18 protein-coding genes are annotated in these 23,240 nt (G+C 58.6%); 4 read left to right on the top strand and 14 right to left on the bottom strand.

Annotation, left to right across the window (positions count from 1 at the left end; all coding sequences use genetic code 11):
- Positions 1-29: 29 nt before the first annotated feature.
- From G547_RS0102055 to G547_RS0102020, 7 genes are all read right to left on the bottom strand, one after another.
- Complete coding sequence (locus G547_RS0102055; RefSeq protein ID WP_027328419.1) at positions 30-2,387, bottom strand: GH36-type glycosyl hydrolase domain-containing protein; 2,358 nt, start codon at positions 2,385-2,387, stop codon at positions 30-32.
- A gap of 72 nt (positions 2,388-2,459) precedes the next feature.
- Positions 2,460-4,088 carry an MFS transporter gene (locus G547_RS0102050; RefSeq protein WP_027328418.1) on the bottom strand — a complete coding sequence of 543 codons (1,629 nt, stop codon included), beginning with the start codon at positions 4,086-4,088 and terminating at the stop codon, positions 2,460-2,462.
- 295 nt (positions 4,089-4,383) lie between these two features.
- Complete coding sequence (locus tag G547_RS23285) at positions 4,384-5,808, bottom strand: hypothetical protein (RefSeq protein ID WP_036186427.1); 1,425 nt, start codon at positions 5,806-5,808, stop codon at positions 4,384-4,386.
- A gap of 125 nt (positions 5,809-5,933) precedes the next feature.
- Positions 5,934-8,462: a glycoside hydrolase family 95 protein gene (locus G547_RS0102035; RefSeq protein WP_084645547.1), complete on the bottom strand. Its 2,529-nt coding sequence runs from the start codon at positions 8,460-8,462 to the stop codon at positions 5,934-5,936.
- Positions 8,463-8,565: 103 nt separating this feature from the next.
- The gene (locus G547_RS0102030) at positions 8,566-8,844 is read right to left on the bottom strand and encodes a hypothetical protein (protein WP_027328414.1); all 279 of its coding nucleotides are present in this window, start codon (positions 8,842-8,844) and stop codon (positions 8,566-8,568) included.
- A 172-nt stretch (positions 8,845-9,016) separates the two neighbouring features.
- On the bottom strand, positions 9,017-9,736 hold the full coding sequence (locus tag G547_RS19665; protein WP_211224473.1) for a 2'-5' RNA ligase family protein: 720 nt from the start codon (positions 9,734-9,736) through the stop codon (positions 9,017-9,019).
- Complete coding sequence (locus G547_RS0102020) at positions 9,726-10,100, bottom strand: DUF6404 family protein (protein ID WP_027328413.1); 375 nt, start codon at positions 10,098-10,100, stop codon at positions 9,726-9,728. The genes G547_RS19665 and G547_RS0102020 overlap by 11 nt, the downstream gene beginning before the upstream one ends.
- A gap of 156 nt (positions 10,101-10,256) precedes the next feature.
- Between G547_RS0102020 and ettA the strand changes: the two genes are divergently transcribed.
- Positions 10,257-11,918 carry an energy-dependent translational throttle protein EttA gene (gene ettA, locus G547_RS0102015; RefSeq protein ID WP_027328412.1) on the top strand — a complete coding sequence of 554 codons (1,662 nt, stop codon included), beginning with the start codon at positions 10,257-10,259 and terminating at the stop codon, positions 11,916-11,918.
- A 10-nt stretch (positions 11,919-11,928) separates the two neighbouring features.
- On the opposite strand, the gene G547_RS19660 is transcribed toward ettA, so the two are convergent.
- Both G547_RS19660 and G547_RS0102005 read right to left on the bottom strand, forming a co-directional pair.
- Positions 11,929-13,158: a transporter substrate-binding domain-containing protein gene (locus tag G547_RS19660; protein WP_051234605.1), complete on the bottom strand. Its 1,230-nt coding sequence runs from the start codon at positions 13,156-13,158 to the stop codon at positions 11,929-11,931.
- A 62-nt stretch (positions 13,159-13,220) separates the two neighbouring features.
- Positions 13,221-13,631, bottom strand: coding sequence for a hypothetical protein (locus tag G547_RS0102005; RefSeq protein ID WP_157209755.1), 411 nt, complete (start codon positions 13,629-13,631; stop codon positions 13,221-13,223).
- Positions 13,632-13,914: 283 nt separating this feature from the next.
- On the opposite strand from G547_RS0102005, the gene nhaD reads away from it, so the two are divergent.
- Positions 13,915-15,366 carry a sodium:proton antiporter NhaD gene (gene nhaD, locus G547_RS0102000; protein WP_027328410.1) on the top strand — a complete coding sequence of 484 codons (1,452 nt, stop codon included), beginning with the start codon at positions 13,915-13,917 and terminating at the stop codon, positions 15,364-15,366.
- Positions 15,367-15,451: 85 nt separating this feature from the next.
- Here nhaD and G547_RS0101995 read toward each other — a convergent pair whose 3' ends face one another.
- Positions 15,452-16,366 carry an ROK family protein gene (locus G547_RS0101995; RefSeq protein ID WP_027328409.1) on the bottom strand — a complete coding sequence of 305 codons (915 nt, stop codon included), beginning with the start codon at positions 16,364-16,366 and terminating at the stop codon, positions 15,452-15,454.
- A 144-nt stretch (positions 16,367-16,510) separates the two neighbouring features.
- Here G547_RS0101995 and G547_RS0101990 point away from each other — a divergent pair, with 144 nt between their 5' ends.
- Positions 16,511-16,885, top strand: a complete 375-nt coding sequence (locus G547_RS0101990; RefSeq protein WP_027328408.1) for a PilZ domain-containing protein — start codon at positions 16,511-16,513, stop codon at positions 16,883-16,885.
- Between the two features lie 25 nt (positions 16,886-16,910).
- The gene (locus G547_RS0101985; protein WP_027328407.1) at positions 16,911-17,279 is read left to right on the top strand and encodes a PilZ domain-containing protein; all 369 of its coding nucleotides are present in this window, start codon (positions 16,911-16,913) and stop codon (positions 17,277-17,279) included.
- Here G547_RS0101985 and G547_RS0101980 read toward each other — a convergent pair.
- From G547_RS0101980 to radA, 4 genes are all read right to left on the bottom strand, one after another.
- On the bottom strand, positions 17,224-18,225 hold the full coding sequence (locus tag G547_RS0101980; RefSeq protein ID WP_157209754.1) for a DoxX family membrane protein: 1,002 nt from the start codon (positions 18,223-18,225) through the stop codon (positions 17,224-17,226). The two genes, G547_RS0101985 and G547_RS0101980, sit on opposite strands and share 56 nt — an antisense overlap.
- 198 nt (positions 18,226-18,423) lie before the next feature.
- A complete protein-coding gene (locus G547_RS0101975) occupies positions 18,424-20,415 on the bottom strand; it encodes a BCCT family transporter (protein ID WP_027328405.1) in 1,992 nt (663 codons plus the stop codon).
- A gap of 41 nt (positions 20,416-20,456) precedes the next feature.
- The gene (locus G547_RS0101970) at positions 20,457-21,575 is read right to left on the bottom strand and encodes a hypothetical protein (protein WP_051234602.1); all 1,119 of its coding nucleotides are present in this window, start codon (positions 21,573-21,575) and stop codon (positions 20,457-20,459) included.
- Between the two features lie 218 nt (positions 21,576-21,793).
- On the bottom strand, positions 21,794-23,170 hold the full coding sequence (gene radA, locus G547_RS0101965; RefSeq protein WP_027328403.1) for a DNA repair protein RadA: 1,377 nt from the start codon (positions 23,168-23,170) through the stop codon (positions 21,794-21,796).
- Positions 23,171-23,240 lie beyond the last annotated feature (70 nt).

Here is a 23,240-nt window from a genome sequence, read left to right as displayed (position 1 = left end):
GCCTCTCACTGATGTCTACACGCCAAGCGTCAGCCCGGCAGGGTGACGTCCACTTTGTAGTGCTGCCCCGCGTTCAGTCCGATCAACAGAGTGCCGTCAACCGGTTTGTCGTCCACGCGGAGGGTCATGGGTTGGCCCTCTGCGCCCCGCTCCATGGTTACGTCTAAAATGGCGCCCCGGAACTGGCGGGTCAGCCGCACGCTGGGCCAGCTCTTCGGCAGTTGGGGCGCGATGCGCAGGCCTTCGCCCTCACCTTTGAGACCGAACAGGCCCTCCACCAAGGTGCGGTACACCCAACTGACGGTGCCGGTATTGAACAGTTGGCTCGAACGACCGGCAGTGCGGGGGAATTGGTGGTAGGCGCCGCGGTAATAGTTGGGAATGTAGACCGGCATCTGGCCGCGCTGGCGGTAATCGTCCAGCGCGGGCCCCGGAATCATCTGGCGCAACAGGCGATAGCCGCGCTCGGTCTCCCCCTGTTCGAACAGGCTGAATACGTAGAACACCGCCGCATGGTTATAGACCGAACCGTTCTCGGCCGAGCCCGGATGCTTCTGGGTCACACGGCCGACGTCGTCGCGCATGCCGGTGTAGGCCGGGGCGAGCATCATGACGCCGTAGGGGGTTTCCAGTTGTGCCTCCACCGCGTTCAGCATTTTCTGGCGCTGCTCAGGGTCGCAGGTGCCGGCAAGCATGGCCCAGGTTTGGGGGTTGAGGAAGATGCGCCCTTCCGGATCCTGGGCGATGCCAAAGACCACATTGTCGTCGGTGATGCCCCGGCCGTACCAGTCGCCGTCCCACAAATGTTTGTTGACCGCCTGGTTAATCGCTTGCGCCCCGTCTCGATAGCCCGACGCAAGGTTCCCCTGGCCCTGTTGCTCGCAGACGTCGGCCCAAAGGTTGAGCGCATAGGCGGTAGCCACCGAGAGCCAGCCCGATACGCCCTTGCCTTTGTAGCCAACCATGTTCATGGGGTCGCACCAATCACCCTGGGCGATATAACTCAGCCCGCGCTCATCCCGTGCCTGCAACAACCAATCCATGGCAAGGCTGATGCGTTCGAATACAGTGCGAGTCTGGCCCTCTGCGTCGGTGACAGGCTCGTTCAGCAATGCCTGGTCATTGGTCTCGTCGAGATAGGCGCGCAGGCATACCGGCAACCAGACGCAATGGTCCGTGTGGGGGACCTGGTTGATGAATTTGAGCTCGGCCTCTTCGTGCAGGAGTATGCCATCGGGCATGGCACCCGTTGATTCCTGCTGACCGAGCGCATGCAGGAAGGCGTGGCGGGCCACCTCGGGCTTGATGTAGGTCATGCCCATATTGTCCTGCAGGTAATTGCGGGTTTGCGGGTCGGTGCTCAGGCGGTTGACGTCGCCGTGGTAGAACACCTGGCGTGGCAGCCAGTGGTTGACGAAATGGTTCAGATTTTCGTCCGGGGTGTTGATATGGAGCACACCTTCGCCCTGGGCGACGTAGCGGGCGTAGTCGGTGCGGGCTCGGGTAAAACCGTCGGCGGAGAGGTAACGCGTTTTAATGGTTTCGATTTCCGCCTCATCGTAGGCCGGGCCGAATGCAAAGCGATACACCTCGCTTTGCTCCTGCGCCAGTTCCACTCGGTACTGCAGGGCCGCAAGCGGGGTTTCGTAGCGGGCGTCGTTAGAGTCGAGCCGCGCCTGCTGTACCCCGGTGGGACTGTGCAGGCCGCCCTCGCCTTCGAAGTTCTCCCGCTGCACATCCCAGGCCACCGGTTCGCGCTCGTGCAGGAGGTACGTCTTGTCTTTAAAATGTTTGTTTTTGAAATAGTCCGGGTACTTCTGATAGGGCGTAACGCAGCTGGCCACCACCGCTCCCAGTTCGGGGCGATATTCGGCGGACTGATTCATCCAGCTCATATAACCCACGGTAAAGTAGGGATAAACACTCAACCGACGCGGCCGATCACTGCGGTTACGTACCCGAATTTCCCAGAGCTCGACCACGTCTTCGGCGGTGAGGTTCAGTTGCATTTCCACGTCGATACCGGCGCAGCTCATCTGCCAGAGAATATCGCTCTGTCCGGCGGAGAAGTTGAACTGTTCGTACGCCGCGCGCACCGGTTCGTAGGGCGCGGAGAAAATCTCGCCCGTGTCCTCGTCTTTGATATACACAAAACGCCCGGGGTGATGCGCGTAGTAGGGCTGCTCCGGCTGCATGAAGGTTTTGGCTTCAAGGTTGGGCGCATAGGCGTACTTGGCCGGCTCCGGCTGCATGAACTGACTGACCGCGTAGCCCCGGCAGTTGGCCTGGATCATCATTCGCCGGTTCCACAGAAACGCGGCCGCGCGGGGCATGAGGGTGGGGCTCTGGAGGTTGAAACGACGGCCCTGATCGGACGGAAACAGCATGGACGACCTCTTGTCACAAAACGGGCGCACCGCCGGCGGCCGGCGCGCCCTTAAAGGAATTCAAACCCGGGATTAATCCTGCCGGCGCTCGGCCAGCTCTTTCTGAATCTGCTCGAGGTTTTCCCCCGTCAGGTTGTAGAACATGAGCGCGATGATGGCGATAAACGCAAAAGCGCCGGGCGCCAGCGTCTGCATGTACACAATGCCATCGAGTGAGGCATCCGACTGCGCCTGGTTGGCCTCGTAGCCGAGCATGGCCAACACCGAGAGCATGATGGCCGAACCAGCGGCCCCGCCCAGTTTCTGGGAAAAGGTGGTGGCGGAGAAGGTCATACCGGTGGCGCGCCGGCCGGTGCGCCATTCGTTGTAGTCGGCCACATCCGCGTACATGGCCCAGGTGATGGGCGCCTTGGGTCCCAGCGCAATACTGATCAGGATGCTGAACACGAACATCAGAATGATTTCATTCGGAATCTGGGCGCTATCGAGCTCGGTGCCGTCGGCGCTGGTGCGGATCACGCTGATGGTTTCATCATCCAGTCCGTCCAGGCTCAGTGTGGGCGAGGTGTTGCTCAAAGAGACTCGGTCCTTGATGATCCAGAACACTTTGTCGTAGCGGGTCCAGGTGTAAGTGTCGCCTTGCCGGTGCGCTTCACCCAACAGATCCTCGGCCGCCAACGTCTCGCGCGAGGCGTCGTTGACGTCAACCACGCCCAGCGCGTCCGGCTTGGGCACAAAGGCAAAGGCCACGCACAGAACGCTGACCACCCCCATCAGGATCATGAGCAATTTCACCTTGTCCACGAACCGGGTCAGGGTGGAGGCAGACATGGCCCCAATCATCAGGCCCAATACCTGAAGCCCAATAAACGAGCCCAACAAGTCCGGGCGTTCAACGAAATATTTGAAGTAGTAGGTGGCGGAGCTGCCCCGCAAGGTGAAGGTGGTCATGATCACCATGGCCAGCACGAAAATCACCAACCAGGGCCGGCAGGTGACCAGAACTTTCAAGTCCTGCAGCGGATGGGCTTCCTGCTCGGGGGGCGGCGCAATGCGCTCGCGGGTCGTGGAGAAGGTGACCACAAACAGAATGGAGGCAATGACCGCGTAAATACTCATGGTGACCTGCCAACCGATCGGGCTGTAGCGGTCACCGCCGCCGAAGTACTCGGCCAATTCCGGCGTCGCGGCGCCCACCACGATGCCGGTGAAGTAGGCGAAGAAAAAACGGGTGCTGTTGAGGGTGTTGCGCTCCTGCGGGTCCGCCGTCAATACGCCCGAGAGGGAGTTATAGGGCATATTGAGAATGGTATAGGTGAGCATCAGGAGCATGTAGGTGGCGTAGGCCCAGATGAGCTTGCCGGTCTCATCCAGATCGGGGGTGACCATGGTCAGCAGCCCGGCGCCCATCATCGGCAGCGCCCCGAACAGCAGGTAGGGGCGGAATTTGCCCCACCGGCTGCGGGTCCGGTCGGCAATGGCGCCCATGGCGGGGTCGGTAAAGGCGTCGACAATTTTGGTGACGGTCACCATGGTGGCCGCCGCTGCAGCGCTGATGCCGAAGACATCGGTGTAAAAAAAGATCAGATAGGAGCCGATGATGGCCCAATAGAAATTGAAGCCGGCATCACCCAGCCCATAGCCGATACGTTCGCGCCAGCTCAATTTGGCCAGCCGCTCGTTGGAGTTCGCTTGCGCCACGGTCATCTCCTGGTTTGTTGTTATATCGTCGGGTCGTTGTCCGTTCCGGGCGCCATTCAGCCCCGCCGAAAGGGGCGGCACCGCCGGATGTTAGCGCAATCATAGGGGTTAATCAGCAGAGAGTCTAGTCGACCACATTAATTGGCATGGGGTGGATGGCCCTTTGTGGAGGCGAATGCATGAGACATGGGGCCCGATGAGTCGGGACAACCGGGTTAGCCAGCACAGGCGCCACGCCGTGACGCCAAACCGAGGCCCAACCAGCGAGCAAGCACTCACTTACGTTTCGAGTATTCTAGAATGACCGGCTGGAATAAAAGGTCTCCGAGCAAGCACTGTCAAGCTGAATGGACCCTCCGTTCGTTTGGTTGAATAGGGTTTTGTTGTCTTTCCACACCAGGTCTTCCGGCTTGTTTTCCTTTGAAAATATGATCAGAGAACACTCACCCTCCACGGTGTCAGTGCCCCAGTCTTTTCCATAAATGAGGATCAGATTCCCCCAGCTACCATCAATTTCGTCGTTGCCGGGTCCGGGGTAGATCACTTCGTCTCCCCAGCTTCCCAAAATCGTATCGGTGCCCTCACCCGCGACAATGATCTCGTTTCCCCAGCCACCATCGATGTGATCGTTGCCGTCGCTAACGTCAATCACTTCGTGACCCCAGCTACACTCAATACGATCATAACCGTCACTGCCTTTGAGCAGGTACAACAGGCCATCATGACGATCACACGGGAGCACTCCCGCCCCTGATATGGATTTGTGCGGCTTGACGGCAAAGAAGGTCAGCGCTCTCTCAGCGTCACCAAAGCCCTCGTCAGCGGCATCCTTCAACACGTCATGGGTTACCCCAAGGTCCGCACTGTCGTTCTTGAATGCTGCTTTTTCCGAAGCGTTTGTATCTCTGCCACTATTATTCGCAGTCCCGCTAAAGCTCGGTGCGCCACTTCCGGGGCGGCTGGGACGGCTGGGCATTTCAACCTCCATTCGCCTCATCGAAGAGGTGGGCCTGAGAACCGGACTGCGAGTGGGACTGGAGGTACGACTTGAGCCAGGGACCCCCAGCGTCTGCATTTCGGTTTTCTCAACCGTGTCTACGCTTAGCAGCTCACCCGAGGAATTCACCACGAAAGACCCATTAAAAGACCCAGCAGAGGAAGTCTCATGTTTCAGATTGTAACGATACTGAAAAACATATTTCTCTGTGCCTTTTCGCTCGAAGGACTCAATTTGAGCACTACGCGGTTCAACTGGAAGCGGGGGCAGGAAAGGATTCTCCCTGCGGGGTATGATCGCTCCGCTTGCCGCCATCTTTTCCATATGTCCCTGAAACTTTTCCACAACAACAGCAGGATCGAGTGCAGTGAAGTTTTCATCAATATTTTGCGCGCCCTGAATGATGTCCTGGACTCGATCCAAGTACTTCGTCTTTACACATTCACGGGTCTGACAGGCGTTGCGCTCTTTGAGCCACGTAATTTGTTGAGCTTTCAGGCTTTCTGGAGAAAAACTCAAATTCGAATACTGACGGTAAAGGACATTAAGGTACACATCCAGGCTGGCAAGGAAGGTGTCTTCACAAATGGCGACCTCTACGAAGTTCGAAGCCTTCTCACAATCAAAGCCTGGCTCCGGCTCGCTTGAGGCATGGAACGCCAAAAGGAGAAAGAAAAGAGCGGTGAAAAAATGCGTTGCGAGGTGAAACATCCCCATTTTCATTGAAATTCTCCATGCGCTGCCATGTCATTTTTATGCCCCTTCCGCGGGGGAGTCTGAGAAGTATAAGATGGTGGCAAGAGGGACTGCAATCCTTGCGGCCCTGCGTATTCCAATACCGGGAAAAATCAGAACGCCAGATGTATTGTCTGGCCTTTCTGGGTATCCAGCTCCCACAGCTGTGTGTCGGCCACACCGGCCGGTGCCACTTTCTCAGGCGCATGCACGATCGGTTCGGGGACTTCGGGCACCTGCATCAGTGGGTTCTCCGGGTCAGAGCCTTCGACCACGCGCCGCAGCGGCACGTCGGCTTCCGGTTTGAGCCCTTTGGCCATGCGCAATCTCACGGGGCCGCCCAGACGAGAGTGCAGGGTCAGCGTTTGGACCTTGCCTTCATCCCATGCCAGATCGACCACAAAGCCCCCTCGGGTCACCAGCCCGGTGACTTTGCCCTCGGGCCAGGCGTCCGGCAGCGCGGGCAAGAGGTGGATGGCACCGTCGTGACTCTGAACAAACATTTCGGCGATGCCGGCCGTAACGCCGAAGTTACCGTCGATCTGGAACGGTGGGTGGGCATCCAGCAGGTTCGGGTAGGTACCGCCGCCCTCCGTGACCGTGGTTTCCCCAACGAGGGTCAGTTGGTCGTTCAACAGTTTATAGGCGCGGTTGCCATCCTGAAGGCGGGCCCAGAGGCCGACCTTCCAACCCATGGACCAGCCAGTGGAAGCGTCACCGCGCATTTCCATACTGGTGCGCACGGCGCTGAACAGTTCGGGGGTGCGGTAGGGGGAGATCTGGTTGCTCGGGTGCAGGCCGTACAGATGAGAGACGTGCCGGTGCTTGTCTTCCGGGCTGTCCCAGTCCTGCATCCATTCCTGAAGTTGGCCGTATTGACCAATTTGCATGGGCGGCAGTTGCGCCCGCAGACGCTCAAGCTGCGCGGCAAACTCGGCGTCCTGCTCAAGGACGTCTGACGCTTCCATCACCAGAGAAAAGAGATCGAACATCAGCTGGTTGTCCATGGTGATGCCCGCATCGATCGCGGCTTCTACATCGTCGTCCCGATGGAGGTAATCGTTCTCGGGAGAGTTTGAGGGCACCAGCACGAGCCAGCCGGTGTCGGGATCTTCCACGAGCATATCCGCGTAAAAGCGAGCCGCCTCGCGCAGAACGGGATAGTATTTCGCCAGGAAAGCTTCATCGCCGGTGTGGTGGTAGCGATAGCCGATGTGCTGCGTCAACCAGGCGGCACCGCCCAGCCATTGTCCCCAGACGCGGGCGCCGTCCACCTGCCCGGTGATGCGCCAGATATCGGTGTTGTGATGCACCATCCAGCCATCGGCGCCGTAGAGCTTGCTGGCGCTCTCCTTCCCGGTCACTGACAGGTCTTCCAGCATGGCGAAAAACGGGTCCTGCAGTTCGGACAAGTTGGTGGACTCGGCCGGCCAGTAGTTCATTTCCGCGTTGATGTTCAGGGTGTACTTGCTATCCCACGGCGGGTTGGTGTGTTCATTCCAGATGCCCTGCAGGTTGGCCGGCTGAGTGCCGGGCTGAGAGCTGCTGATCAACAGATAGCGGCCGAACTGAAAGTAGAGCGCGGCCAACTGCGGGTCATGTTGTTCACTGAAGCGGGCCACCCGCTGGTCGGTGGGCTGAGTCGCTGCCTCGGTACGCCCAAGATCCAGGCTGACGCGGTCGAACTGCTCCTGATACGCCGCGATATGCGCCGAGCGGATCTGCTCGTAAGAGCGTTGCAGCGCTTCAGCCAGCTGCTGCTCGGCCCTGGCCGTCGGATCGGCGGAGACATCATCGTAGTGGACGAAATTGGTGGCGATGGCGGTGTATAGGGTGACCTGGTCCGCCCCGCGAATACGCAGGCCCTGCTCTGTGGATTCCAGCGTGCCCCCTTCCAGCACCGGTTTTACCAGAGCGGTGAACCGGATTTTGCCGTCGACGCCTTCGTGATCACCGCCGAAACCATTCACCCGCAGGCGTTCGTCGTTCACCGAGACGGTGTGCCGCATCGGGCTACTGAAGCCCAGATCAAGATTCAATTGGCCAGCCTCGCTCGCGCTCAGGCGAGTGACGATAACCGGGGCGGACAAGGCCGAAAAAGTCTCCCGCCCATAGGTGACTCCGTCGATGTCGTAGCTGACGTGAGCCAAGGCGCGGTTGATGTCCAGAGAACGACGGTAGTTCTGGCTTTGTTCGGCGTGCAACGGGTCGATGATGAGGCGGCCCACTGTCTGGTAGGGCATGCCGTCGTTGGTAGACTGAATGTGCTTGTCAGCCAGTTGCTGGGCTTCCAGGTGTTGGTTGGCGAGAACCAGCTCCGCGACCTTTTCCAGGTGGGGCTTGAGCGAGGGGGTGACGTTGTTGTTGGGGCCACCGGCCCAGACAGTGTCCTCATTCAGTTGCAGGACTTCGCGGTCCACGCCACCGAATACCATGGCGCCCAGTCGACCATTGCCCACGGGCAATGCGGCGTTCCAGTCGGCGGCGGGCTCCGGATACCAGAGCTCCGGGGGTTGGGTCGCGGTGACTTGGGTTTCGCCTTGCTCCGAGGTGGGCTGGCAAGCGACCAGCAGGCCGAGCCCGCCAATCGCCACAGTGGTCAGAAACGCCTTAAGGCGCAGTGCTCGGGATATTTTTATCATAATGGCCTCTCTCACTTTCTAATATTGGTCAGAGGAGAATAGCGCAAACCACCGAAAAATTCACATGCAAATCAGTTTTTATATAGAAAAACCAAATGCTTCTCTACTTGTTGCCCCAAATCTTGGACACCGCCCGGTTGTTCCCCAGGCCGCCAACGGCCAGGCAGACAACGCCGGCCCCAAAGAACACCACAAAGGGAATCAACGCCCCGATAGTCCCCGCCGCCAAGGCGGCCACGAGCGAAATCAGCGACAGCACGACAAAAAGTGCACCCACCACCAGCAAAATGGTCCGATGGGAGGCTTTGTAGCTGTATTCCTCTTCCCCCGCTTCAAAATAATTGAGAATGGGAGAAAACAGTCGTCTGAGTACGGATTTCATGGCTTTTCTCTAAAAGTTAAACGTTACGGGCTAATTCGCGGAAACCGTCGAAAACCATGTCGGCAACACAACTCTCGCCGAAAGCATCCGGAATGTAAACAGCGCGTATACGCCGTTGAGTCGCACACGCTCCAATGTGCCATGGAGTCGGTTACCCTAACCAGACTTTGCATTAGAAGCTGGTATGCTCCTTCGTATTGCCAAGCCCCGCACAAGAAAGCGGCGTCGTTGCCCACTGGTTTTGATACCAATTGTTGAAAACCAGCCCAACCTCGTCAACTTCAAGGGTCCCGAAGTGATGGGCCCTGTAGGGCGACAGAGTTTTGAGCAACAACTCTGCGTCACGTATCGGAGAGCGAAACCGAAGTACCGTCGCGTGTGCCGTCGACACCTTATACCGGGCATCAATTGAGGTTTTCAGCCCCGATGCACCAAACGCTTCCCGAAGCCGGTCTCGAATACGGCCAAGCCCCTCACCTTCAGGAAATCCCTGAATCAGAATGCAGGAAGGGGAAGCGGTCACACCTCTGAAATGAATCTTTATCGAACCTGCATTCTGCACGGCACGCCTGAAGGTCTTTGAGTAAGCCTCCCGATCAAGCTCGCCCAAACGCAAGCCTGGCTCACAGCTGATAATGGAAAGTACCGTCAGATGAAGATCACTCTCGGGATAGAAGTACTGGCGGGGCTCCGAGCGCTTCAGCTCAGTCAGGAAATCACCGATTTCCTTCGTCAAATACGGATTACTTTTGAGATAAGCGAGCGCCGTTACCCCTCTTCTTGTGTCATTTCTGGAATTGATAAGCGGATCCAGCTCATACTGACCGTCCTGCAGCCGCCGGACGGCGTCCCTCCACATCAAATCATAGCGACTCAAAAGCTCATTCGGCACTCTGTGGCTCCGTGTCGTTGATTTCCTCCCATGGGGTCAGCCGACACTTACGGGCACTCCAGCGGTAATATACCGCCATCATGCTCCCAAAGAGAAACCCGGCAAAAAGGGCGGCCAACAGCGCCCCCAAAACCGGCATACCCTGGTTGCGCCAGATCAGGAACCACATGGCGAACCCCCAAAGGACACAGAACCAGCACCCATTGAAGAGCGTATTGGCCCAAAAAGTGTTGTAATGCGGCGGGCGCAGCTTAAGTCCAAGCTTCCAGGCGAGTACTAGGACAGGAGGTCGAAAGTTGGCTTTCTGGACGCCAGATTCACTGAGCTCTTTCAGAGCAACTTCCCTTTTTGCTTCGAAATCCATAGTAATAGTCCGTCTGTTTTGGTTATTCCGGTTGGTCATCGGAGTATACCGGCCCAAGCTCCGCCCCACCAATTGCACTCTCCCCGCGCTTTCGGTACCTTGCGCGATTCTTTATAGTAGGTCTGTTTATCCCGTCTTAATGAGGTGTTACCCCCCATGGCGCAGTATGTCTATAGCATGAACCGGGTTGGCAAGGTGGTGCCGCCCAAACGAGAGATTCTGAAGGACATTTCCCTGTCGTTCTTTCCTGGCGCCAAAATTGGCGTTTTGGGCCTGAACGGCGCCGGCAAATCCACGTTGCTGAAAATCATGGCCGGGGTCGATAAGGACTACAACGGCGAAGCGCGGCCCATGCCGGGTATTTCCGTGGGTTACCTGTCCCAGGAACCGCAACTGGACCCCGAGAAGGACGTGCGTGGCAACGTGGAAGATGGCGTGCGCGAAGCGGTGGACGCCCTGGCCGAGCTGGAGCAGCTGTACGCCGCCTACGCCGAGCCGGATGCGGACTTTGACGCGCTGGCCAAGCGCCAGGGCGAGCTGGAGGATATCATCACCGCCTGGGACGCCCACAACCTGGACCACATGCTGGAAGTGGCCGCCGACGCCCTGCGCCTGCCACCCTGGGACGCGGATGTGACCAAGCTCTCCGGTGGGGAGCGCCGCCGCGTGGCGCTGTGCCGCCTGCTCCTGTCCAAGCCCGACATGCTCCTGCTGGACGAACCCACCAACCACCTGGACGCCGAGAGTGTGTTCTGGCTGGAGCAGTTCCTGCAGAAGTTCTCCGGCACCGTGGTGGCCATTACCCACGATCGCTACTTCCTGGACAACGCCGCCGGCTGGATTCTGGAACTGGACCGCGGCCACGGCATTCCCTACGAGGGCAACTACAGCGACTGGCTCGAGGCGAAAGAAAAACGCCTGGAGCAGGAGTCCAAGTCCGAAGCGGCACATCAGAAAGCCATTAAGGCGGAACTGGAGTGGGTCCGGCAGAACCCGAAGGGCCGCCAGAGCAAGAACAAGGCTCGTCTGGCGCGGTTCGACGAACTGCAGAGCCAGGAATTCCAGGCCCGCAACGAGACCAACGAAATCTACATTCCACCGGGCGAGCGGCTGGGCGACAAGGTCATCGAGCTGGAGAACGTTTCCAAGGGCTATGGGGACCGCCTGCTGATCGACAACCTGACCATGAGTGTGCCCAAAGGGGCGGTCGTGGGCATTGTCGGCGGCAACGGCGCGGGTAAGTCCACCCTGTTCCGGATGATCGCCGGCACCGAAGAGCCGGATAGCGGCACCATCACCCTGGGCGAGACCGTGGATGTGGCCTACGTCGAGCAGAGCCGGGAGAACCTGAAAGACGATCAGACCGTCTGGGAGGCGATTTCCGACGGGCAGGACATTCTGCGTATCGGCAACTACGAAGTGAACTCCCGCTCCTACGTGGGCCGCTTCAACTTCAAGGGCTCGGACCAGCAGAAACGCGTGGGTGAGCTCTCCGGCGGGGAGCGCGGTCGGCTGCATTTGGCCAACACTCTGAAACAGGGCGCCAACGTACTGCTGCTGGATGAGCCCTCCAACGATCTGGACATCGAAACCCTGCGCGCGCTGGAAGAGGCGATTCTGGCCTTCCCCGGTTGCGTGATGGTGATCTCGCACGACCGTTGGTTCCTGGACCGGGTGGCGACGCACATTCTGGGGTACGAAGGGGATTCCGAGGTGGTGTTCTTTGAGGGCAACTACACCGAATACCACGAGGACTTTGTTCAGCGTAAGGGCGAGGACGCTCAGCCCCGGCGAGTGAAGTATAAGCCGTTGAAATAACGACCGAGTGTTACTGGCCCTTGAGCGATCGCGAGAGGGCCTTTTCCACGTTGACCCCGACAATAATGACACCGAGGGGCTCACCGCTTTCGGGATGATAGACCGGGCGGCTGACGTGGACCTGAAACAACCGGGTGGACTCATCGTAAGTGACCGGGCCGAACTGAAGCTGGCCCGGCTCCAACCCCAGGGCCTGAGTGAATTTGCTCTCATCCCCCTGCCAGAAATCCGATGTCATGTCGCTGACCGCAACATTGAGCCCTTGCCGGTCCGTGAGAATGAGTTCGGTCACCAACCCTTCGCTATCCACCTCGAGCATCCGCAACTGATCAGAGAGGGCGCTATCCAGCAGTCGGGCCACATCGTCCTCATTCCCCGTCTGAAACGCTTCACGCCACTCCTCATCCAGCAGGTCCCGCTTGTGGGGGGGCCAGTCCGCGCGTCGTTCATTGTAGGCCGCAATGATCTGTGCCACTCGCTGCGCCTCAAGCCACTGCGTCACCTGGGGCGTCAACCAGTAATGAATCTCGGCCTGCTCATCGGCGGACATCACAAAACCCGATGAGGCGCAGGGGAATACCTGGGTATTGAATCGGGGGAGAAATCCGGGGTGTTCCGCCAGGAACTCATTGCCGAAATACACGCCGAGGGGCATATACCGCAGGAAACGCCGCTGATAGCGCTCGGGACCGACCGCGAGCTCGGCAAGGGTCGCCTCCATGTGGTCCCGGTCGGCAATAAAGGTATCAATTCGGCCGCTGATCATGAGCTTGACCAACTGAGAGAGGGTGCTCACCCGCAAGTGTACCGGGTAGCCATTCTGGTCCAGCCACACCGCCTGGTGACTGCCCAGTATGGCACCAATTCGCATCTCGCCGCGCCCGTCTTGAGGCGTGTCGATATTGGAAGGCCAGTACCAATACCAGTTCTCGAGCAGCAACGGCGCAGAGAGCGTTGCGTACTTGTCCACCTCGACCGAGGCGATGGCGGTAAAAAATCCGTCAACCCGGCCGGTGGAGACTTCCTGGCGAGCCCGGCGCCAGGGCATTCGCTGAACGATGGGGGAATAACCAAGCTTGGAGAAGATGCACTGAACATGCTCGATGGAGCCGCCACCGCGGTTATAAAACTGCTCGAAGTCCGACACATTGGTGCCCAACATCACATCCTCCGCCCATGCGGAGCTGAACTGTGTGCAGAAAAAAACACCGACAATAATAAAGTAACGGCTTCCAGGCATAGCGGGGCTCCGAACAGAGCCCCCAGTATAGCAAGCAGAGTATGATGCCGCCTGCGAAAACCTCAGTTGACCCGGTCAGTCCGGCGCTCCTGAGGCACCAGGTGGCAAAGATCCAGACTGACTTTGGCTTCGGGTGCCAGTCGCTTCAGCACAAACGCCGCCCACCGGACCCGACCCGTAAAGGAAAGAGGCAAGGCCGCATTGAGCAGTACGGTGCGATGGCCACCTGTGGGGCAGCGGTCCACCGGAACCCGGTGCTCCCCCGAGGCATCACGGTAAACGAGTTCAAGCTGCAAGGGCTGCATGGCGCCGGCCGGAGTCTTGAGCCACACCGCCATATCAAACCAGCCCATCCAGCTGCCTTGGGTCAACGCGGAGCGGTGGCTGCTGAACTGTTCGGGTGAAATTTCGGTGACCAACCAGTCACGAGCTTCAGTTTCGGTGGCTGGAGCGGAACGCATTAAAAGCGCCATGGTGTGTACCCCTAATTCAATACCTCTAATGATTGGCTCAGGCTACACTCGAGCGGCGGCAATTACTGAGACCGAATAGACACTTGGCACGCCACTTATGCCTCAAAACCGACAATCCACGTCGCCAGGTGACAATTTTTGACGGCCCTTCGGGCAAAAACAGCAGAAATGCCCCTCTTAACAATTGCACCAACAGCGAGCATTTCATCCTCGCTTATGGTAATATTCTGCGCGCTTTTTCACCCCCTTCCCCTACAATCCGATCGTAAAAACGGAAGCCAAGATGTCTCAGAAAACTCTCTCTGTTTCTGGGCTGCTGGGCCTGTTATTGGCTCTGTTCAGTCCCTCCGTGTTCGCCGCCGTCGGCAGTATCAATCTGACCACCAGCACTGTCGGTTACACCGCCCTGGCCGTTTTCACCATTGCCTATTTATTGGTGATGGGTGAAGAGAAACTTCATCTGCGCAAATCCAAACCCGTGCTGGTCGCCGCCGGTATTATCTGGATGATGATCGGCTGGGTCTATGTGCAGGGCGGTATGGCCCATGAGTCAGAACAAGCCTTCCGACACACGTTGCTGGAATTCGCCGAACTGATGCTGTTCCTGCTGGTGGCAATGACCTACATCAACGCCCTGGAGGAACGTCGCCTGTTCGATGCCCTGCGAGCCTGGATGGTGCAAAAGGGTTTTAATTACAGAACCTTGTTCTGGTTAACGGGTCTGCTGTCCTTTTTCATCTCGCCTATTGCGGATAACCTCACCACCGCATTGCTGATGTGCGCCGTGGTTACCAAAATGGCGCCGGATGACAACCGCTTTATCAACCTGTGTTGTGTGAATATCGTCATTGCGGCCAACGCCGGCGGTGCTTTCAGCCCCTTTGGCGATATCACCACGCTGATGGTATGGCAAGCCGGTATTGTGCAGTTTCAGGAATTCTTCAGCCTGTTCCTGCCCGCGTTGGTGAACTATGGTATACCGGCATTGGTCATGAGCTTCTTCGTGGAAGATCGTAAGCCTGCGGCCGTCTACGAAGAGGTGGAACTCAAGCGCGGCGCTCTGCGCATCATGGCCCTGTTTCTGTTGACCATTGCCACCGCCGTCTGCTGTCACATCTTCCTGCACCTGCCACCGGTGGCGGGCATGATGATGGGGCTGGGCTACTTGCAGTTCTTTGGCTACTTCCTGCGTCGCACGCTCCCGGGCTCGCTCGCGCGCAAGCGCGCTCTGGCCGAGCAGGCCGGAGACGAGGCGGCGCTGCGCCGCCTGGGCAGTGTGGTCCCCTTTGACGTCTTCAACCGGGTGGCCCGCGCCGAGTGGGATACCCTGCTGTTTTTCTATGGCGTGGTGATGTGCGTGGGCGGCCTGGGTTTTATGGGTTACCTGTCGCTGATGTCCGACGTACTCTACAACGGCGCGGGCCCCACCTTTGCGAACGTTACGCTCGGGCTGGCCTCGGCGCTGATCGACAACATCCCCGTTATGTTCGCGGTGCTGACCATGGAGCCGGAAATGTCTCACGGCCAGTGGTTGTTGATCACCCTGACGGCGGGCACCGGGGGCAGCCTGCTGTCCATCGGTTCGGCCGCCGGGGTGGCCCTGATGGGCCAGGCACGCGGCGCCTACACCTTTTTCGGCCACCTGAAGTGGATGCCGGTCATCGCTCTGGGCTACATTGCCAGTATTCTGGTGCACCTCTGGCTGAACGTGGAGAGCTTCTCGCTCTTCGGGTAAGGCTTTTCTTTACAAGCCGCTGAAGGCTTTTCCTACAAACCGCTGAAGGCTCTTCTCTACAAGTCGCTGAAGGCTCTGATCCCCATCAGTTTTTGATGGGGTTGAGCCAGGCGGCGCCGCGGACACCGCTGGAATCCCCGTGCACGGCCCGAACCAGCGGCGTGTCACACTCCCCGCCAAAGACGTAGTTCGGCAACAACGCCGGTACGCGCTCGTAGATCACCGCCATATTGGATACGCCGCCGCCCAGGACGATCACGTCCGGGTCGAGCACGTTGATGACCGCGGCCAACCCGCGAGCGAGGCCGTCCAGATAGTCGTTGACCACGGCTACTGCCGCCCGCTCCCCGGCTCCGGCCCGCTCCGCAATCTCGTGGCCCGTAAGAGCCTCGCCGGTGAGGCGCCTGTAAGACAGGCACAGCCCAGTGCCAGAGAGAAAGGTCTCCTGGCAGCCAAAGCGGCCACAATAGCACTGACGGGACTGAAGCTCGGTTTCAGAAGTCCAGGGTAAGGGGTTGTGACCCCATTCACCGGCGACGCCATTGGGGCCCACCACCGCCTCTGCGCGATGAGCCAGGCCCGCCCCGCAGCCAGTCCCCAAAATGGCGGCAAAAGTGTACTCATAACCCACTGCCGCCCCATCGGTGGCTTCGGACACAGCCAGGCAGTTGGCGTCATTGGTAACCTTGACCTCACGCTTCAGCCGTTTGGACAGATCCGCCTGGAGCGGCTTGCCATTGAGCCAGGTAGAATTTGCGTTTTTGACCAGACCGGTCTTGCGAGACACCGAACCCGGAATACCCACCCCGACCGGCAGCGCTTCGAGCCCGGCCTGCGCTTCGGCCTGCTCCACCAGACCCGCAATCGACTCGATGGTGGCCGAGTAATCGTCCCGAACCGTGGGAATGCGGGTGCGAAACAGGGTCTCGCTGTCGCCGCCAAGAAGAATCACCTCGGTTTTGGTGCCGCCGAGGTCAATGCCGATGCGCCGCTGGGTCATAATGCTGTCCGTCTGCGTTGGTGAGCGGGGGATTATAGGGAACCCCGCTCGGAGCGCGCAAACCGGCGCTTGTTCCGATTCGAAAAGCGGCTACACTTAGGGGATAACCCTGCCGCAAAAGGGGAACCTTCAGGAGAGACCGGTATGACGGAATTTGAAGAGCGCCGCCCGTTCAGCCGTATTCATTTCAACGCACCAGCGGAAGTGAGCCAGGGTGCGCTGAACGTGGATGCGGAAGTGCTCGACATTTCCCTCAAGGGCGCCCTGCTCGCCGTGCCGGACAATACCGCCTTTGATGTCGACGCGTCTCTTTATCTGGATATCCACCTCAGCGACAATGTCGATATTGCCATGCAGGGGCGCATCGCCCACCGCGAGCCCGGCCGCATCGGTGTGGCCTGTGAAATCATCGGCCTGGAAAGCATTCAGCACCTGCGCCGACTGGTGGAGTTGAACGTCGGCGATCCGGCCGTCATGGAACGCGAGCTCTCCGAGCTGATTCACGCTGCCTCCCCCTGATCACGACGTTGCAGAGGAGATCGCCATGCCTGTAATGGCTCCCCCCGACCGCCGCGAACACCCCCGCCACCCGGTTCACGCTCACGCCCACGTGTTGCATGACAGCCGTGGCTGGGATGTCAGGTTGCTGGACATGTCATTTAACGGGGCCTGTCTCGACATCGATCGCGACCACCCCATACAGGAAGGCGATGAAATCAGTCTGACGGTCGAGCTCGAAGAGATCTCCTCCCCCGATGTGACCGAACTGCTGGACCGCCAGCCGCGCAAATGCCTGAGGCTTCGCGGCACCACGGTCTACCGCGACGCCAACTGCGCCGGCGTGGAGTATCGCCCACTCAGCGAAGTCGATCAGGTGCTGTTGGCACTGTTGCTTTCCCGCCCCGACGATTGACCGACGCTTTGCGGGCTTCCGGCGCCGGCTGATAAAACAACAAGAGAATACCGCAGGCAAAAATCGGCAGATGGCCGATCAATTCAACCCACCCCATGTAGTGCTCACCGATTGAGAAAAAATAACTGTTGGTGGCGATCATGAACATGAACAATACCGAGACGGTCAAGCGTGTGACCCAACCCGCCAGCAAGACCAGACCGATCAGCAATTCCACCAGGCCGGCGGAGTAAACAAACAGACGATCACTGTAGTTAAGGCCGGCCCGGGCCATAAAATTGAAGTCGTGCTGTTCGAGCAACGACAGAGCGCGCATTGGATCATTAAGCTTTTCGGTAAACGCGAGAGTCACCAGCGAAAACCCAAGCAGGAACCTTACCAACAGCAAGCCCAGTGGCGACGGCCGTTCATCGGCAAACAGGACGATCCAGGCCAGCGCCAACAACAACGGGTACTCAACCACAAACAGAGGGTCGGACACTCCGGCCACAATAAACAACAGCACAATCAGAAAGGCACAAAGCCCCCGGCCACGATCGAGGAGCAAGCCGCTGTAGATGACCAGCTGCACCGCGACTCCGGCGTACAGAACCGACTCCGGTACGCGAATGTGCGGCGCGAGAAACGTATTGGTAATCGCCGCACCGAGAAAATAAATAGCGATAAGGTAATACACCAGCCGCAGAGGGCGCGTCGAGCGGCTGTAAAGGCGACGGGGCGTCAATGAAAATTGATGAGCCATTGTGTCGACAATTTTTGCCAATAAAAGCCCTGCCACCAACAAAGTACCGACAATCATCATCGTAGAAATTTCGGGCATGCCCGGTGAGCTATCCGGCGCGGGCTCGGAAAACCATTTGACGTGCGCGAACGCCGGCGACGCCCAAAGTGCAGACACCGCGAAGGCAGCCACGCCGCGTTTACTGCTTATTGTTATTGTTTCCATGACAGTCACCCTGACGTTGATGCGAATTGACGCAGGGCCGAATCATAGTGAGCCTGAGGCTTTTCACCAGTGAAGAGTGGTATGCCATGCCACCGATTGTGACGTTTGTGGCACAGTTAACAAGGCAGGAAAGTTTTCGCGCCGATGTGTACCAGAACACCGGCGCGAAAACCATTGGTAGGACAAATGATGCGACGATTAACGGACGGCTTGCAGGAAGTGCATGTGTTTTTCGTACTGATCAATCACATCGGCAATAACCTGCTCGCGTGTCCATCCCATGATGTCGTAGTCCTGGCCCCCTTCACGCAAATACACTTCGGCGCGGAAGTAACGCAGCTCCTCACCGCGTTTGCGGCGTATGTCACTCATCACAAAGGTGGGCGGTGTATAGGGGCGAGCGTGTACGGAGTAGAAGAAATCAATCTCCTCACCGTGAGCCACCTCGATCCAGACCCTGTCTTTGTCATCATGCGCCACCGTAGCCGACAGAGATTGTTTTTCGAACTCCTCGGCTACCTGCTCCAGCGCGGGCTTGACAGTGCCACTCAGAAAGCTCAGTACTTCGCCGTGTTTGGGGTGACGAATGACGCGCGTCAGGCGCTGCTGCCAAGAGTGGGATTGGCTCGAAATACGCGGTGCGAGCATGGCATCTTTAAGGCTCGTCCGCTTGACCAATTCCAGTCTCAACGCACGTATCAGGCCCCAGCACATCAACAACATGATGATCGTGAAGGGCAAGGCGCTGGCAATGGTGGCGGTTTGCAGTGCACTCAGACCACCGGCCAATAACAGGGCAGCAGCGATAACGCCTTCAGTCACCGACCAGAAAATACGTTGCCACACTGGCGATTCGTCACCCGCGCCACCGGAGGTTAACATGTCCACAACCAGCGACCCGGAGTCAGACGAGGTGACAAAGAAGGTCACCACGAGAATGGTGGCGAGAAAGGACAAAATGGTCGAAAACGGCAAATACTCGAAGAACTGAAACAGTGCCACCGAGGAGTCCGCCGCGACCGCATCGGCCAGCTCGGTAAAGCCCTGTGTCAGAATCATATGAATACCGGTATTACCGAACACCGTCATCCACAGAAAGGTGAAGCCTACCGGTACGGCCAACACCCCGACAACGAATTCGCGAATGGTACGCCCGCGAGAGACTCTGGCAATGAACATGCCCACAAATGGCGACCAGGCAATCCACCACCCCCAGTAGAACAGCGTCCAACCACCGATCCAGTCCCTGGGTTCGTAGGCGTAAAGGTTGAACGTGGTATCGACAATTTTTGACAGGTAATAGCCGGTGTTCTGGACGAATGTCTGCAACAGATAGACCGTCGGACCGGCCACCAGAACAAAGCCGACCAGAATCACCGCCAGAATCATATTCAGCTCGGAAATTCGGCGAATGCCGCCGTCAAGCCCCATCACCACGGAAATGGTGGCGAGCATGGTAATGAAGGCAATCAGCATGATCTGCACACCGACGTTGGTGGGCACATCAAACAGATAGCCCAAGCCGGAGTTGATCTGCATCACCCCCAGGCCCAGTGAGGTCGCCACACCAAACAGGGTACCCAGCACGGCAAAAATATCCACGGCGTGGCCAATAGGCCCGTAGATTTTCTCCCCAATCAACGGGTACAGCGAGGAGCGAATGGTCAACGGCAGATTCTGACGAAAGGCAAAGTACGCGAGCGACAACGCTACTACAGCGTAAATGGCCCAGGCGTGCATGCCCCAGTGGAAGAAGGTAATGCGCATGGCCTCGCGCGCCGCTTCGGCCGTGGCGGCATCGCCCACGGGCGGGCTCATCATGTGCATGACCGGCTCGGCCACGCCAAAGAACATCAAGCCAATACCCATCCCCGCGGAAAAGAGCATGGCAAACCAGGACACATAACTGTAATCCGGTTCACTGTGATCGGGGCCGAGCTTGATTCGGCCGTAGCCGGACAATGCCAGAACCACCACAAAGATCAGAAACAGAGCCACCGAGAGTACATAGAACCACCCCGCAGTGTTGATGACCCAATTCTGCACCGCGCCGAAAAGGGTACTTGCCTGCTCGGGGGCGATCACGGTCCCCAATACAAAAATTAAACTGAGAATGGCCGCGCCATAAAAAACCGGCGGATTGATCTTGATCCAACTGGGGTCGGCGCTTTTGCTATTTTCATCAGACATAGTGCCACCTTGCTTGGGTAAAAGCGTATTGATAAAACGCGTTACAGATAAAAATCGAGAGAAACATACAGAGCGTCAAAGTCCCCTTCGCCCACTTGGCCATTGCGGTCCACAAAGCCATCCTGCGTCAGGTATTCCACATAAACCCAGCCCGGGCCATAATCGTAGCGAAAGCCGGGGGCGATCGCGGTCACACTGTCGGCTGCCGAACCAGCGGTGTCCGGTTCCGCCTGACTCAAGTCCACGTAGTAGGACCAGTTTCCCACGTCGTAGCCGATTTCCGCCGCGAGCCGGCTGTTCTCGATGGTGTTGGCCAACCCGGCATCGCTCGCATAACGGGACGGCAAGTCGCGCTCCATGGTGATCCAGGAGGCTTTCGCGTACCACTGTTTCCAGTTCGCCTGGTAGTGAAGCACAGCGGCCCGATGGTCACCGTCCACGCTGTCATTCCAGCGCTGCGTCCCCGGCGTCGCCGGATCGGCATCACTCAAGCCCTGCAGCTTGCCGCTCTGAAGTGACAGACCGAGGGTCTGGTTTTCGAGGAATTCGTACTCGAGATTGCCCACCCAGGTCTGAACTTTGCGAAAGGTGGTGGAGCTGCCCCAATGGCCGTTGTCATCGACGGTGTCCGTGCTGGTGGAACCCCAATCATCGGCCAGGTACAGCGCCGCGTCATAGTTCCAACGGCCTCGCTCACCGGACATTTTTACCCCAACATCCATCTGGTCACCAAAACCGGCCAGAAGAATGTCGCCGGGCCAGAAGTTGTAGGTTTTCCAACCGAAAGGCACTTGGCTTTTCCCGACCTTGACCACATGATCCGCATCAAGCTGCCAGCCCACCCAGGCTTTGTGCAGAGTGAACTGATCACCGGTGGAGTTGTTGGCCGGGTCGGTAAAACTGCCGGGGCCGAGACGCATTTCTGCCGAGTAGAGCCAGCGGCCCTCCCCTTCCTCGGCACTGCCATCGGCATAAAGAATCAGGGCCTCGCCTTCAAAGGCGCCCCAGGTGTCTTTGCTGGTTTCATCATCGGGCAAATAGGCGTAGGTGCCCCAGATACCCGCTGAGAGATTGTTCTCGGCCAAAGCCGGCGTCGGCGATGCCAGAACGAGAGTGGTGAGCGCAGACGCCCCCAAGTAAAGCGGTAGTCGCTTTGCCACGGTTTCCTCCTTTGGTAGTGATCAATCGGTAGGAGTCACCGGTGAGCCCTTGTTTTAGGTTGTTCTCCACGTGGATGAGATGAGGCGGTCACATGGTGTTGGGCGACACCGGACACTCTGTAAACTATAGAGCATGTTTCAAGGTTTTGTCGCGAGCGCTCCGACGATCGTGGAGCGCGAGCATTATCGACGCGCGCGCGAAGCGTTGCGTCAAGGCTTCAGTCAATCGCATCCAGTGCTTCGGACAACGTTCGCACAGCGATCACTTCCAACCCCTCTTTTTTCTCGCGCGGGGCGTTACCTTTGGGCACAATCGCTTTTTTAAACCCATGCTTGGCCGCTTCGCGCAAGCGCTCCTGTCCGCTGGGCACCGGGCGAATTTCGCCCGACAGGCCCACTTCACCGAACACCATCAGATCTTGCGGCAGTGCCCGGTCACGAAAGCTGGAGACAATGGCGAGCAACAGCGCCAGATCAGCGCTGGTTTCCATTACCCTAACACCCCCGACCACATTCACGAAAACATCCTGGTCGGCCATCATGATGCCACCGTGGCGGTGCAGCACCGCCAACAGCATGGCCAGCCGGTTCTGATCCAGCCCCACCGCCACCCGACGTGGGTTGCCGGTGTGGCTGTCATCCACCAGCGCCTGGATCTCCACCAACAGCGGACGCGTGCCCTCCCACATGACCATCACGACGGAGCCGGAGGAAATCTCATCCGCCCGTTGCAGGAAAATGGCCGAGGGGTTATTGACCGCCTTCATGCCCTGCTCGGTCATCGCAAATACGCCCAGTTCATTCACCGCACCGAAGCGGTTTTTGGTCCCACGCAGGGTGCGAAAGCGCGAATCGTTGTCGCCCTCCAGCAAAATGGAACAGTCGATCATGTGCTCCAGCACCTTCGGGCCCGCCAGGGAACCGTCTTTGGTCACATGCCCCACCAGGATCACGACGGTGCCGGTCTGCTTGGCGAAGCGGGTAAGGTAGGCCGCGCTCTCGCGCACCTGGGACACAGAGCCGGGAGCCGACTGGATGTCGGTCATGTGCACGACCTGGATGGAGTCCACCACCATGACCTTGGGTGCCAGTTTCTGGGCCGTGGCGCAAATGGTCTCCACGCTGGTTTCACTGAGCATACGCAGCTCGTCGGTCGGCACTCCGAGACGCTGAGCCCGCATGGCCACCTGCTGCATCGATTCCTCACCGGTGACATAAAGCGCGGACATTTTGCTGGCCAGATGACAGAGCGTCTGCAACAGCAGGGTACTCTTGCCCGCACCGGGGTGACCGCCAATCAACACCACTGAGCCCGCGACAAAGCCGCCGCCCAGCACCCGGTCAAACTCACCGGCCCCGGAACCCAGGCGAGGCAGGTCTTCCAGGCTGATTTCGGCCAACGTCTGGACCTGCCCGCTGGGGGCGCCGGCATAGCCTTCAAACCGGGCCGTCCGGTTAGAGGGGGTAGGGCCCAGGCGCACTTCCGAGAGGCTGTTCCAGGCGCCGCACTCGCTGCACTGGCCCTGCCACTTGGTGAAGTCAGCGCCGCATTCGTTGCAGACGTAGGCGGTTTTCGTTTTTGATTTGGTGGCCAAATTCGTGGCTCCAGGGTTATGAGAGGTGATCGATCGTGTCGCATTGCGACGGCGGATGCGCCTATCGCTT

Source organism: Marinimicrobium agarilyticum DSM 16975, assembly GCF_000423345.1.
GTDB classification, from domain to species: domain Bacteria; phylum Pseudomonadota; class Gammaproteobacteria; order Pseudomonadales; family Cellvibrionaceae; genus Marinimicrobium; species Marinimicrobium agarilyticum.
This window is presented reverse-complemented; position numbering and strand designations above follow the sequence as displayed.

What these genes read in the sequence shown, in the direction of transcription:
- G547_RS0102055 (WP_027328419.1), bottom strand. Translation starts at nt 2,387, where the DNA reads ATGCTGTTTCCGTCCGATCAGGGCCGTCGTTTCAACCTCCAGAGCCCC.
- G547_RS23285 (WP_036186427.1), bottom strand. Translation starts at nt 5,808, where the DNA reads ATGAAAATGGGGATGTTTCACCTCGCAACGCATTTTTTCACCGCTCTT.
- G547_RS0102035 (WP_084645547.1), bottom strand. Translation starts at nt 8,462, where the DNA reads ATGATAAAAATATCCCGAGCACTGCGCCTTAAGGCGTTTCTGACCACT.
- G547_RS0102030 (WP_027328414.1), bottom strand. Translation starts at nt 8,844, where the DNA reads ATGAAATCCGTACTCAGACGACTGTTTTCTCCCATTCTCAATTATTTT.
- G547_RS0102020 (WP_027328413.1), bottom strand. Translation starts at nt 10,100, where the DNA reads ATGGATTTCGAAGCAAAAAGGGAAGTTGCTCTGAAAGAGCTCAGTGAA.
- ettA (WP_027328412.1), top strand. Translation starts at nt 10,257, where the DNA reads ATGGCGCAGTATGTCTATAGCATGAACCGGGTTGGCAAGGTGGTGCCG.
- G547_RS19660 (WP_051234605.1), bottom strand. Translation starts at nt 13,158, where the DNA reads ATGCCTGGAAGCCGTTACTTTATTATTGTCGGTGTTTTTTTCTGCACA.
- G547_RS0102005 (WP_157209755.1), bottom strand. Translation starts at nt 13,631, where the DNA reads ATGGCGCTTTTAATGCGTTCCGCTCCAGCCACCGAAACTGAAGCTCGT.
- nhaD (WP_027328410.1), top strand. Translation starts at nt 13,915, where the DNA reads ATGTCTCAGAAAACTCTCTCTGTTTCTGGGCTGCTGGGCCTGTTATTG.
- G547_RS0101995 (WP_027328409.1), bottom strand. Translation starts at nt 16,366, where the DNA reads ATGACCCAGCGGCGCATCGGCATTGACCTCGGCGGCACCAAAACCGAG.
- G547_RS0101990 (WP_027328408.1), top strand. Translation starts at nt 16,511, where the DNA reads ATGACGGAATTTGAAGAGCGCCGCCCGTTCAGCCGTATTCATTTCAAC.
- G547_RS0101985 (WP_027328407.1), top strand. Translation starts at nt 16,911, where the DNA reads ATGCCTGTAATGGCTCCCCCCGACCGCCGCGAACACCCCCGCCACCCG.
- G547_RS0101980 (WP_157209754.1), bottom strand. Translation starts at nt 18,225, where the DNA reads ATGGAAACAATAACAATAAGCAGTAAACGCGGCGTGGCTGCCTTCGCG.
- G547_RS0101975 (WP_027328405.1), bottom strand. Translation starts at nt 20,415, where the DNA reads ATGTCTGATGAAAATAGCAAAAGCGCCGACCCCAGTTGGATCAAGATC.